General features: G+C 48.8%; 13 protein-coding genes. 2 read left to right on the top strand and 11 right to left on the bottom strand.

Features of this window, described 5'->3' with window-relative positions; translation table 11 throughout:
• Positions 1-16: 16 nt before the first annotated feature.
• Positions 17-814, bottom strand: coding sequence for a hypothetical protein (locus tag AC6R03_RS08485; protein ID WP_487901618.1), 798 nt, complete (start codon positions 812-814; stop codon positions 17-19).
• Between the two features lie 518 nt (positions 815-1,332).
• Here AC6R03_RS08485 and AC6R03_RS08480 point away from each other — a divergent pair.
• The gene (locus AC6R03_RS08480; protein ID WP_500632046.1) at positions 1,333-1,974 is read left to right on the top strand and encodes a helix-turn-helix transcriptional regulator; all 642 of its coding nucleotides are present in this window, start codon (positions 1,333-1,335) and stop codon (positions 1,972-1,974) included.
• Between the two features lie 31 nt (positions 1,975-2,005).
• Here AC6R03_RS08480 and AC6R03_RS08475 read toward each other — a convergent pair whose 3' ends face one another.
• The 7 genes from AC6R03_RS08475 to kduI all read right to left on the bottom strand — a co-directional run bounded on the left by AC6R03_RS08475 (position 2,006) and on the right by kduI (position 9,571).
• Positions 2,006-3,169 carry a transporter substrate-binding domain-containing protein gene (locus tag AC6R03_RS08475; RefSeq protein ID WP_500632047.1) on the bottom strand — a complete coding sequence of 388 codons (1,164 nt, stop codon included), beginning with the start codon at positions 3,167-3,169 and terminating at the stop codon, positions 2,006-2,008.
• Positions 3,170-3,188: 19 nt separating this feature from the next.
• A complete protein-coding gene (locus tag AC6R03_RS08470; RefSeq protein ID WP_500653654.1) occupies positions 3,189-4,808 on the bottom strand; it encodes a methyl-accepting chemotaxis protein in 1,620 nt (539 codons plus the stop codon).
• Between the two features lie 144 nt (positions 4,809-4,952).
• Entirely contained in the window at positions 4,953-5,723 is a 771-nt protein-coding gene (locus tag AC6R03_RS08465) for an IclR family transcriptional regulator (RefSeq protein WP_500629977.1), read from the bottom strand.
• Positions 5,724-5,799: 76 nt separating this feature from the next.
• A complete protein-coding gene (locus AC6R03_RS08460) occupies positions 5,800-7,107 on the bottom strand; it encodes a TRAP transporter large permease (RefSeq protein ID WP_334551560.1) in 1,308 nt (435 codons plus the stop codon).
• Position 7,108: 1 nt separating this feature from the next.
• Complete coding sequence (locus AC6R03_RS08455; protein WP_500632049.1) at positions 7,109-7,648, bottom strand: TRAP transporter small permease; 540 nt, start codon at positions 7,646-7,648, stop codon at positions 7,109-7,111.
• 51 nt (positions 7,649-7,699) lie between these two features.
• A complete protein-coding gene (locus AC6R03_RS08450) occupies positions 7,700-8,683 on the bottom strand; it encodes a TRAP transporter substrate-binding protein (RefSeq protein WP_334551556.1) in 984 nt (327 codons plus the stop codon).
• Between the two features lie 45 nt (positions 8,684-8,728).
• A complete protein-coding gene (gene kduI / locus AC6R03_RS08445; RefSeq protein WP_500632059.1) occupies positions 8,729-9,571 on the bottom strand; it encodes a 5-dehydro-4-deoxy-D-glucuronate isomerase in 843 nt (280 codons plus the stop codon).
• A 458-nt stretch (positions 9,572-10,029) separates the two neighbouring features.
• Between kduI and AC6R03_RS08440 the strand changes: the two genes are divergently transcribed.
• Positions 10,030-10,449 carry a L,D-transpeptidase family protein gene (locus tag AC6R03_RS08440; RefSeq protein WP_500632060.1) on the top strand — a complete coding sequence of 140 codons (420 nt, stop codon included), beginning with the start codon at positions 10,030-10,032 and terminating at the stop codon, positions 10,447-10,449.
• Positions 10,450-10,453: 4 nt separating this feature from the next.
• Here AC6R03_RS08440 and yddG read toward each other — a convergent pair whose 3' ends face one another.
• From yddG to AC6R03_RS08425, 3 genes are all read right to left on the bottom strand, one after another.
• The gene (yddG, locus tag AC6R03_RS08435; protein ID WP_500632061.1) at positions 10,454-11,362 is read right to left on the bottom strand and encodes an aromatic amino acid DMT transporter YddG; all 909 of its coding nucleotides are present in this window, start codon (positions 11,360-11,362) and stop codon (positions 10,454-10,456) included.
• A 24-nt stretch (positions 11,363-11,386) separates the two neighbouring features.
• The gene (locus tag AC6R03_RS08430) at positions 11,387-11,785 is read right to left on the bottom strand and encodes an OsmC family protein (RefSeq protein WP_500632050.1); all 399 of its coding nucleotides are present in this window, start codon (positions 11,783-11,785) and stop codon (positions 11,387-11,389) included.
• A gap of 125 nt (positions 11,786-11,910) precedes the next feature.
• The gene (locus AC6R03_RS08425; protein ID WP_334551552.1) at positions 11,911-12,525 is read right to left on the bottom strand and encodes a LysE family translocator; all 615 of its coding nucleotides are present in this window, start codon (positions 12,523-12,525) and stop codon (positions 11,911-11,913) included.
• Positions 12,526-12,558: the final 33 nt, after the last annotated feature.

Below are 12,558 nucleotides of genomic sequence, written 5' to 3'. Positions count from 1 at the left end.
CTCCTAGAGTGCGAACTTAATCGGTAAACACAGACGCGTTAGTGGATACAGACTGTTGGATCAATGAGTTTGAACCCGCATTCTGCGCCACAGTCACGATACCCGCTGCACTGCCAAAGCCATCCATACGATTGATGTTGTCTACGCTCACACGGCCTTTGTTTCCACCGGCACCGTAAACGACAGATACACCCGATACGCTACCGCCCAGTGTTGAGCTCGCCACAACCGTGTCGGAGTCGAGATCAATCTCATAGGTATTAGTGTAGGTATTGGCACTGTTGTTCCAAGTATTACTGTTATCACTGCCATCGTTGTAGCTGCCATTAGTACTGGAATTGGTGTTACCACTGGCGACCGTTGCAGTATTACCACTATCGTCAACACTGTTGTCGATATCAGTATTCGCCTCGGTATACGTAGCAGTGTTACCACTGTCGTCAACACTGTTATCCGTCATGGTGTTACCACTCGCTAAATTCGCCGTATTTCCACTATTGGCCACACTGTTGTCAGTATCGGTGTTCGCTTCGGTATACGTCGCTGTGTTACCACTATCGTCAACGCTGTTGTCCGTCATGGTGTTGCCGCTGGCTAAATTCGCCGTATTCCCACTGTTGGCCACACTGTTGTCGGTATCATTGTCATACACCGTTTGCGTTTGCGTCACGGTGTTGGCACTGTCGTCCCAGTTGTTACTTGAATCTGTATTGTGACTTAGAAAGTCGTCACTGTTATTGTTATCGGCCCACGCAATACCACTCACAAATAGCGCTGACATCGCGACAGCAATACCGGTTTTTTGAAGATTCATAATGTGCACTCCATTAAGTTGACTGATTGTTCCTCGCCCTAAGGCAAGCTCAGTATAGGGGGTGCGCAATTTAGAATTGTCTCACCGCTAAGACTGTCTAAAGCCAGACACCAGCAATTTAGGGAACACTTATCACTGCTTGTTTTTTTAATATTTAAAAACAATATCTTATCGGGCACTGCTGACTGAAGTATGAAAGAAGATGACTATTTTGGAGGGAAAAAGTATGACGTGTTTACGGCTAATTTCAGTCTTGCACGCTCATACAGTCATGATGAAAGATAAAGTCAGAGCAAAGTTAACCTACTGATTTAAAATCACAAAACAACGTTCCGACTAAGCGCTTAGTTTATATACCGCCGATCATGTTGAAACTAAAGGTCACCGCCCTAATCCGCTTCTAGTCTCTCTTTATGATTTTACGCAGTCATACTGGGCGCTGGCGTATACTTACCCCTATTGAAAGGACGATGTTTAGAGGCTTTCGACGTTCATTTTGTTGCCAGGATGGGAAACCCATGGATACCTATACACTGATGCTCCTGACGCAAAAAAATTTGCAAAGTAGCTTAATTCAACAACAGCTCTCAACCATTAAGAATGTCAGCGTTGAGAGTTGCGCGCCAGAGCAATTGGTCGAGCTTTCTGTTAAGCGCAAAGTGGATCTGGTCGTGGTGGATTACGCCTACTTAGACGATATGTTACGCGAAGATGCCCTGCCCGACTTCGAGCTGCTCGGATTTGGTTTGCTCGTTCACAATGTACCGGAAGAGGCACAAAATTTTACCTTTGTGCGTTGGAAGTTTTTGCGCGGCCTACTCCTTCAATCCGCTTCGGTCGACCACTTAACACAGAGTGTAAAATACATTTTGTCCGGTGGATTGTGGCTGCCCAGAAAATGCCTAGAACGCACCGTGCTCCACTATCGAGATCCGGACACCGTCCAACACGACTACTACGCCAACTTGACCTGCCGAGAGAAGCAGATTCTAGATTTAATCTATCATGGCAAATCTAACCAGCAGATCGCCAACCAACTCTATCTCGCTGAAAGTACAGTCAAAAGCCACATCTACAAACTGTATAAAAAGCTGCATGTACACAAGCGAAAAGAGGCGGCGCAGGTCGTCCGAGCGGTACAAAACGCGACGGGGCTTTAATTCAATGTGTGTGATTGAGCTTGGAACTTAATCATTTTGCTTGATCGTTTTGAAAGAATCGCTCCAGATTCACGCCCACCGTCATACCGCCGATAAATCGCCCTGTTTGGCTGTCGCGGATAGGAACACTGATTTGGGTTTGAAACAAATTGGTCGAAGGATCGTACTGAATGTCGTCAATAAACATGTCAATGCCGTTCAAGAGCCTCAAGTATTTGAGCTCATCGCCTTGCCACAAGTCTGATGTCACCACACTTTGCCCTACGTTATAGCCTTGAGCATCAAAAACCATGATTTCGGAGAAGATCTCTTGGCTTTGTTGCTGAAATTGAATCAGGTGTTGCGAGAGCGCATTGTCCATCAAGGCATCAAAATTGTTTTTCATTTGTCTGTGCTGAGGATCTTTATTCGCTACCGCGACGCCATCACTGACCAACCCACTTTTCGCCAAAGGCACAATATCTTGCATGGCGAACTGCTTAAGCACTTGCTCCTCCTTATCACTCAGCGAATAGGAAACACTCGAACAGACAGGAATATAGCTGTTGAACCTTGCCATGAAGCCTTCATTTTCGTTGACGAACTCATTGTTAAAGTAAATGCCCAGTGCAGAGAATGTCAAAAACTGTGAGTTAAGCTGCGACACTCTGTCCATCGGGTAAGAGCCGGAGGCAATTTCACTGTTGAACGCATTCAGGTCGATAGCGATCACCTCGATGCGATTTTTCAGTAGCAAGTTGATCAATTGTGCGGAATCCTTGGCGCGGATGATGGGGGTGTACAGAGTTTGGCCTGATAGCCAAGCATCTTGAGCACTGCCATGCACCACGCCGAGTTTGTCAAAATTGACGGTGTCACCGCTGTACACCCAATACCACTTTTCCAGTACTAGAGGGTGCGTCAAGGTCGCATTACCAGAGAGCTCTGAGTTATAGGTTGAAGAGAAAAAGCCATCCACACCGCCAGTTTTCAACGACTGACTGGCGCGCTTCCACGGTGAGAGTTGGATACGGTAATCCATGTCCATATTTTCAAAAATACACTTTACCGTGTCCACCACAGTGCCATGTAGCTCGCCATTATCAAAGCTTTGATAAGGTTTAGAAATTTCCGTATAAAGCTCAACAGGATTGGCCCATGTCTTTACCCAAGGCATCAACAGAAGCCACCACACTGCGACTAAACGCACCATCATCACTCTCATTGCTTAAGGGTTATCTCACCACAAACTGATTGACGTCACGGCTCAGCCCGCTCGATAGCTCCATGACATTTTGCGCGACTTGATGGATACGCTCTGACAAGGCTTTGCTGCTCTGATTCTGATCATTGAGGCTGACAAGGTTAGTGTTGATCTCTTCAGAGGTGGTGCTTTGCTCCTCCGTCGCAGCGGCAATTTGGGTCGCCATGTCACTGACATCAATGGTGGCTTGATGAATCTCGGTAAAGAGTGTTTGAATTTTCTCCGCCGCTTCGACTGAACTGCGTACTTTATCATTCCCGACGCGAATCGATGACACGGCGTTTTGCACACCCACCTGCAAGGAGTCGATCATCTTCTGAATCTCCTCAGTAGATTGTTGGGTTTTACTTGCCAATGAGCGAACTTCATCCGCTACCACAGCAAAGCCGCGTCCTTGTTCACCCGCTCGGGCTGCTTCGATGGCCGCATTAAGCGCCAGTAGATTAGTCTGCTCTGCGATGTTACGAATCACATCCAATACGGAGACGATGTTTTGCGATTCGGTCGACAGGTTTTCGATAACATTATTGGCATCGGTAATCGCATCAGACAACTCATGCGTGCCACGTACCGACCCCTCAATCAAGGCTTGGCCATTTTGCGTCACTTTCGCGGTCGATTCCGACATTCTTGCCGCTTTGTCGGAATACTCCGCGACCTCTTTTACCGAGACACTGAACTGATTGACGGCGGTGGCGATCATATCGATACCACGACTGATTTCTTCGTTCACTACCTGCGCCTGTGAATAGCTCTGGTTGAGTTCATCAGCCGTATGATTGAGATTATTGGTGTTATCGTAAATACCGATAATGATGCCCTGCAGTTTGCTGACAAAGTTATCAAAGGTACCGGCCAGAAGCCCGAGTTCGTCTTTGCGTTTAGAGTCGATACGTTGTGTGAGATCCCCATCACCTTGTGAGATTTCACCCACGCGTGAGGTCAATTGGCGCATACCGTCGACCAATAGTTTGGGGACAAAGAAGGTCAGTACAGACGAGAGCACACCGACGAAAATGACGAAAAGAAGAAGATTGCGGTGATTCACATCCATGCGTGCATTGAGCACATCGACGGTTTGCTTTGCTTGTGCATCGAGCGCTTCACCGGCGACGTCATAGAAAGCTCTTAACGTGGAAAAGTGCGCGCTGTTATCACCACTGAGCAATTCAGAAGCCCGTTGCATCTCCCCTTTGTCACGCAGCGCAATAACTTCAAGAGAGGAGCTTTTCCATAGGTCAAACGCTTGTTGGTAGCCTTTAAGCTTCGCCAATATTGCCTGCTCCTCTTGCATATAACCGAGATAGTTGTTCATTCTATCCAGTGCTTGCTGTGCGTTTTCTTCAAAATCAGCAAGATCATCCTCAGTGCCATTGGCCGTGATGTAACTCATTTGCGCCACTCTGGCTTGGTATAAATCTCGGTCAGCATTGAGGATATCGGACAGCGCAGGCATATAAGTTTGGCCAAACAAACCCAGGCCATTATTGAGTGCGTAGGAGATGGTACTAAAGGTGACAAACACCACCACCAAGGAGACCACCAGCAAACCCAGTGCGGAAGATAGTTTTAAACGGATACTTTTTGACATGGCTGAGAGCATACTCCCTCCTAAGCTCGAATGAGTAGACAGCTACTCATTTGAAGTTAGTTCAGAATGTGACCACCCTCAACCTAAGTGATAGGAAATAACCGGCAAATAACCCACAAGTTGTACCAGTTGCGTCAAGGCTACTTAGTTATTGAGACGCATACTCAATTGAGCGGCCACCTGCGCCAGTTCTTGACGGGTTTGCTCGATGTCTTCGATGTGATGATGAACAGTGCGCGAATTTAAGGTCATGTAAGGTACTGTCATCACTGCCATCAGTTCGCCTAAAGCACCAAAAATTGGATAGCTGATGTTGGTAACGCCAGAAATTTGCGGACTGGCGCCGACGAAGTAGCCGTCTCGCTGCGTTTTCTCGATGTTCGCTAACGCGTGTTCAATTTCAGCGGACGTCGCATCGGTTTGCGCAAGGATTTTGTCGCGCTGAGCTTGCTCGGTAAAACTGAGCAGCACAATGCCCGAGCCCGATGAGCAGATGTCTAACGTTGCCCCTAAGCGTAAGCCAAAGCCCATTTTATAAGGGCTCTCCTGCACACTGATCACCACGAGCTCACCATGCTTGTATTGGCTTAAGTGGCAAGATTGGTTCACCTTCAAACACAGATCTTCCATCATAGGCACCGCACGTTTGAGCATCTGCGCAATGGGAGGATGTTGGTTGGACAGCACAAACATTCTTAGGCTGAGCGAATACGCCGATTGTTCAGCGTCGAGCTCAATATACTGCCGCTCCACTAGCACCGACAACATGCGAAAGATTTCACTGACACTGCGATCGAGTTTTTCCGCGATTTGCTTTTTACTCAGCGCCACCGGAGACGCGGCAAGAAGCTCCAAAATGTCGAGCCCTTTCTCAAGTGCGGGCGCGCGATATTCAGTTTTTTTAATGTTGCTCATGATCAATAGAGGCTGCCATAGAGAAGTCTCAGTATGACAGCCAATCTAGGTCCTTTAAAGTAGGTTAACGCCTTGATTAACGGATCAATCCCATCCACTGAGGAATCGTCAAGGAAATCGCAGGAATGTAGGTGACGAGCATCAACACACCAAAGATCATCACAAAGAATGGCAACAAGGTGCGAATCACGCTATCAATGCTGATGCCACTGACCTTACAACCGGTAAACAGAATCGGCCCTACCGGCGGCGTAATGGTGCCAAGCGATAAGTTAAACACCAACAAGATACCAAATTGCACCGGATCCATACCCAGAGAAGTACAGATAGGTAGGAAAATCGGTGTGAAGATAAGCACCGCAGGCGTCGGATCCATAAAGGTGCCGACAAACAACAACACCAAGTTGATGATCAGCAAGATCATAAATGGGTTGTCAGTCAATGAGAGCAGCGAGTCTGCAATCATACCCGGGATCTGGGTAAACGCCATGACCCAAGACATAATCGACGAGGTCGCCAACATGAAAATCACAATCGCTGACATTTTCGCCGTACTGAGGAAAATCTGCGGCAACTCACTGAATTTCAACGAACGATAGCACGACGTCAAAAAGAGTGAATAGACCACGGCAATCGCCGACGCTTCGGTTGCGGTAAATACGCCGCCAAGAATGCCGCCAATCACCACCAGAACCAAGGTTAAGCTTGGCACCGCTTGAATCGTGACAGAGAAACACTCTTTCAACGTCATGGTATGTTTGGCGATATAGCCACGGCGTTTTGCCATAAAGCCGGCGATGATCATCACGCTCAAGCCCCACAAAATACCAGGTACGTAGCCACCGACAAACAGCGCCGAGACCGATACGCTACCGGCAACCGTCGCGTAGACAATCAAGGTGTTGCTCGGTGGAATCAACATTCCCGTCGGCGCGGAAGCAATATTTACCGCGGTACTAAAGGCTGGGTCGTAGCCCTCTTTCTTCTGAATCGGCGACATAATGCCACCAACCGCCGCCGCGGATGCCACGCCAGACCCACTGATTGAACCAAACAGCATGTTGGAGACCACATTGGTCTGCGCCAGTGAACCAGGGAAGAAGCCGCTGATGATTTTAGAAAAGTTAATCAGCCGTATTGCTATGCCACCATTGTTCATGATGTTACCGGCCAAAATGAAAAACGGAATCGCGAGCAGCGCGAAGGAATCAAGCCCGACGAACATACGCTGCGCTGAGGTCGTCATTGCCCCTTGAAACGGAAGAATGACCGTCATCGCGGCAAAAGAGGCCGCGCCGACACTGATGGCGATCGGCGCACCGATAATCAGCAAGACGATCGCCCCAACAAACATCACCAGTGAGGCGGTAAGAGCCATATCCATATTACACCTCGCTTGAAGCTTTGCTGTGTTTGAGAGCTTTGAATTGATGGATTAGATTCAATTCGTTATAGAGGAAATAAAACAGAATCAATCCTCCAGAAATCGGGATGGCCGCGTAGATGACACCCATCGGGATTTGCAGTGCCGAATCTAACTGCCACATTTGGCGTACTGCACTGTTGTAACCACCGATGATCATGATCGCGTAGGCAAAACTGACCGTTACCAACTCGATGGACATCTCCACCAACACGCGCACTTTGTCATTGAACTTGTCACGGATAAAGGTGATGGCCATATGCTCACGTAGGCCAAAGACGTACGCACTGCCAAATAAAATCAGCCAAATGAAGAGATAGCGCGACAGCACTTCACTCACCGCACTTGGGCTATTGAATAGATAGCGTGAGGCAACCTGATAGGTGACCAAGGCGGTCATGGTGCCCACAATCAGAATCAAAAACAGGGACAGCACTTTGTCCACCCACTGTTTTAAGGTTGTCATGGCTGACAACAAGGTTTGAAATACGGTTTTTTGCATAATGAAGATCCGACAAGGAGCCAGCACCGCGCTGGCCCCTTACTCTTGAACTTATTTTAAAGCGGCGATTTTTTCGAACAGCTTCTTCTGAGCTGGAGACTCAGTGAGCGCCTGCTGAAGCGGTTGACAGCTCTCTTGGAATGGCGTGATGTCGACTTCATTGAAGGTCGCACCGTGCGATTTCGCGGTCTCCATTGCCGTGCTGATACGATCATTCCAAAGCTTAAACTGCGCTGGCGTACTCTCTTTCGCTAGGCGGCGCAGTGTCGCTTGGTCTTCTTTCGACATCGTATCCACAAAGTAGCTGCTCACCACTACCAGATCGGGCACCATCAAATGACGGGTTGATGAGAAGTAAGGTGCCACTTCGTACTGCTTAAGATCCGCATAAGTGATCTCGTTGTTTTCAGCGCCATCCAATACGCCTTGTTGAATCGCGGTGTACACTTCACCTTGACTCATAGGTACGCCCGTACCGCCCATGCACGATAGCATCTTAATCATGGTTTCAGACTGCATTACACGAATCTTGTTGCCTTTCATGTCCGAGACGTTTTCAACCGGCGCATTCTTGGTGTACATGCTGCGAGCGCCTGCGGTGTACGCCGTCAAGACTTCAAAACCAAAGCGTTTGGTGGACGCGAACAGCTCGTCCAACTCGCCCGACGTAAATACTGCCTCTTGGTGCGCTGGACCAGAGTAGACATACGGCATACCAATCACACGGTAGGTCGCGTCGTAGTTTTCAATCAGTGGGTTGGCGACAACCGCCATTTGAATCGCGCCATTTTGCACCAACTCAAGTGCCGCACGTTGGTCGCCAAGCAGTTCATTTGGGTAAATAGACAGTTTGTAACGGCCGTCCGTTTGCTCGTTGAGTTTTTTGCCAAACTCTTGCAATGCGATGTATTGCGGATGATTGTCTGACTGGTTAAACGCCGCTTTGATTTCAGTTGCCGCTTGAGCCATAGAAACGGTGCCTAGGCCAACGCTGACCAAAGCAGATAGAGCCGTCATTTTCAGTACTTTTTTCATCACAGTAGTCCTTGTCAATGTGTAGGGTAATGTCGTTATTGGTTGTTATCGGATGGCGGTCATGTCCACGAAATCCATGTCATCAAAGGTCTGGTTTTCGCCCAACATGCCCCAGACAAAACTGTAGTTGCTGGTCCCACAACCTGAGTGAATTGACCAACTCGGAGATAGCACTAACTGTTTGTCACGTACGACGATGTGTCGTGTTTCTTGCGGCTCTCCCATGAAATGGAAAACCACTTGATTCGGTTGAACGTTGAAATAGAGGTAAGCCTCCATACGGCGTTCGTGAGTGTGCGCAGGCATAGTGTTCCATACACTGCCTGGTGCAAGATGCGTCACGCCCATGCACAGTTGGCAGGTCGGCAGCACATCTGGGTGCAAGTATTGATTGATCACTCGCAGGTTAGAGGTGTCGTTTGAGCCAAGCTCGACCACTTTCGCTTGTTCACGGGTGATCAAACGCGATGGGTAGCCATGATGCGCAGGCGCACTTAAGCAGTAAAGATACGGTTTGTGCGCACTCTCTTTAGAGTGGAAACGGATATTGCGTACCCCTTTGCCTAGGTAAAGGGCATCGAGCGGCTCAAGTCGGTAGATCTCTTCCGAGGTGTGGACTTCAATCGCCCCTTCTCCCAAGTTGACCATGCCCAGTTCGCGGCGCTGCAAGAAATAGTCGGTGCCGAATACGCCATTATCGATGTACTCATCCAAAGAAAGTGGTTGAGTCGTAGGGCACACACCCAGTGCGACCACACGATCGATATGGCTGTAAAGCAAGGTAATCGAGTCTTCAGCAAACAACTGTTCATTTAAGAATTCTGCGCGTAAGCGATCCGTATCGTAGTGCTTCGCATCGAGCGGATTGCTGTTGTAATTGGTAAACATCATTCTCTCCTTTGTGTTGGCAGTAAGTGTATCTTTAATTCATATATGATCAATATCGTTCAAATATAATCAAAAACGAATTGAGATCTTCACCCGCTACCTAACCTCTAAAGGGAAATTTTGTGTGATGTTGGCCATCATTTTTTGCCAAAAACACGCCAAAAATTAGACATTGAAACAATTTACCTCATTTTTATGAACCATTGTTTTAATATCAATCATTTATCATTCAAGACTGAACTTAGGCGCAATGAGCAGCCCAAAAGAGACAAGCGCATCGCACTGGGCATCGGTTGTCGTTATACTACTTTGGTTGAGAATGATGCAGCTTGGAGAGAAGGGTTTTGAAGGGGTTACCACAGCGTGCGCTGACGATTGCAGCGCTTTGTTTTATTACGAGTGTATGGGGAAGCCCTGAGAGCCTCGCCGCCGACTCTGATGCCTTTAGTCAACCCCGAGTGGATTTGATCCAAGTCGATAAATCAAAACGACGTATGTACCTACTGTCTAACAACGAAGTGGTTAGAGAGTTTCGCATCGCCCTGGGTAAAGCGCCCAAAGGACACAAAACACAAGAGGGTGATCAAAAAACGCCCGAAGGACGCTACTACTTGGATTTCATTATGGAAGATTCTGAGTTCTACCGTTCCATCCACATCAGTTACCCAAACCAAGCGGATCTCGAATACGCCAGTGCGTTGAATGTGTCGCCGGGCGGAGACATTAAAATTCACGGTTTGAGAAATGGAGAGCAAAGGCCCGCCAACTATGTGCAGAGTTTCGATTGGACGAATGGATGCATTGCTCTCAGCAACCCTGAAATGGATGAATTACTCAGCCTAGTGGAAACGGGAACCCCAATCGACATCCACTGGTGAGCCGCTAAGAGTTGACCTCTTCCAGTGTCGGCGTTTTGCGCTTTTCTCGAGTCACCCACCAGCAAATCAACGAGCCAATGGTGACCATCGCCACGCCTTGAAGAAAACTGTGAGTGATCGCCACACCCAGCAACCATGACGAGATAACGGTCGCGATGATGGGAGTAAAGTACGACAAGGTCGCCAGAAACACCATGTTGCCACCGATAATCGCGTAGTTCCACAGCGCATACCCTGCCCCCATCGTTACGCCGGCAAGCAACAGAATCGCGCCAGATTCCATCGTCAACACCTCACTCAAAGGCAGAGCGCTGTACTCTGTGAACAGTGCCGCTTTAATCCATAAAGTGATGGCCGTGAGAAGAAAAAACAACGTAATGGCGTTTTGCCCTCGCGCCAGGGTTTTGGTTAGATTGCAATAAAGCGCCCATAAAAAGGCTCCGATGAAGGCCATCGAATACGTCGCTGGGTTCATGGCGACATTGGCTGCAATTTGGCTGACAGAAAGACCCGCATCGCCGGTGATACTCCACGCAACGCCAACAAACGCGAGTGCAATACTTGGGTACACCAGCCAACTGGCCCGTTTCGGGCTTAACAGCAGAGCCATCAGTACAGTGAGTGCTGGCCAAAGATAGTTTATCACCAACATTTCAATCGCTTGCATGCGCGAGTTGGCCATGCCCAGCGCTAAGGCGAGACAAATCTCATAGGCGACAAACAGCCCGCCACCAATGAGCACATACCGCCAAGAGTACTGGCGCCACTTCGGCCGCCCCATCACCAGCAGCAAAAACAACGACGCCACGCTGTACATCGCTGCAGCCCCTGCCACTGGGCCAAAGGACTCCGCGACTAAGCGGGCTAATCCCGTCACGCTGCTCCAAAGAAGAATGGCCGCAATACCGGCCATTGTGTATCGATCGACGGACACGATTTAGACGATTTCCCAACTGTGGGTCATTTCAACGCCCTCTCCGAGCATCAAGCAGACTGAGCAATATTTTGTCAGTGAAGCGGCCGCCACTTGCGCCACGATTTGGGGATCAAGCGCCTCTCCAGACACCTCAAAATGGATATTCACTTTGGTAAAAATACGTGGAGCGCTGTCACGGCGCTCAGTGGTCAGCTTGGCGACGCAAGTGCTCACCGCTTGGTTGGCTTGTTTGAGACCATCGACCACGTCTACCGAGCTACATCCCCCCGCTGCCATCAACACCATCTCCATTGGGCTAGGCGCGCTCGCACCGCCATTGCCATCCATCACGACAGAGTGGCCCGATTGGGAATGACCTAAAAACTTGAACTCATCGATCCACTTAACTTCTGCTTGCATGATTGTCTCTCTACTCATTTAAAAACTGCGAAAACGTCAGTGTGTAAAAAGCGCCAGTGAAAAACTCACTCGCGCTCTGTTGTCTGTTCATTGCTTCAGCGCATGCTGATACCGGCGATTAGCGATTATACGGTCAGCAAAACTCGCGCTGCGAGCAGTATCAATACACACCCTGATAGTCTATCAATCAATACGGCTTTAGAGCGAATTTTATCGATAAGCTTCGGACTTGAGAGCAAAAACGTAATTAAGGTATACCAGAGCCCATCCACCACAAACGGTGTGAGCACGATGATCGACTTCGCGGCAAAGGTGTCACCGACTGCGACAAATTGGCTAAACAGCGCGATGAAGAACAGCGCAATTTTCGGGCTGAGCAGAGAAATCAGCAGCCCTTCTCGCGCCGATTGAGCCACTGGTGTTGGCTCGCCCGACTCTAGCCTTGCCGCTACGCCACCTTTAGAACGCAGCGCATTATAGCCAAGGTAGATAAGGTACGCGGCACCGGCGTAGCTAATCCCCTTGAATAGCAAGGGTGATTGCTGCAACACCACAGCTAAGCCAATTAAGGTAATAAACGCATAGACGCCAATACCAAAAGCGTGCGCCCATGCGGCGGCAAATCCATTGATGCGCCCGCCCGCCAAACTGTGCTTTGCCACCATGGCCAAACTAGGCCCCGGAGACATAGCACCGAGTAGACAAATCGTGAAAAGTGAAAACCAAATCGTTAAGGTCATGAAAACGTGTCCTAATCCATGTGAATGGCGTAA

The organism is Vibrio sp. R10-SG-ISO4, from assembly GCF_059834135.1.
Note: the sequence above shows the minus strand (reverse complement) of the source record. Positions and strands in the feature narration are given on the sequence as shown.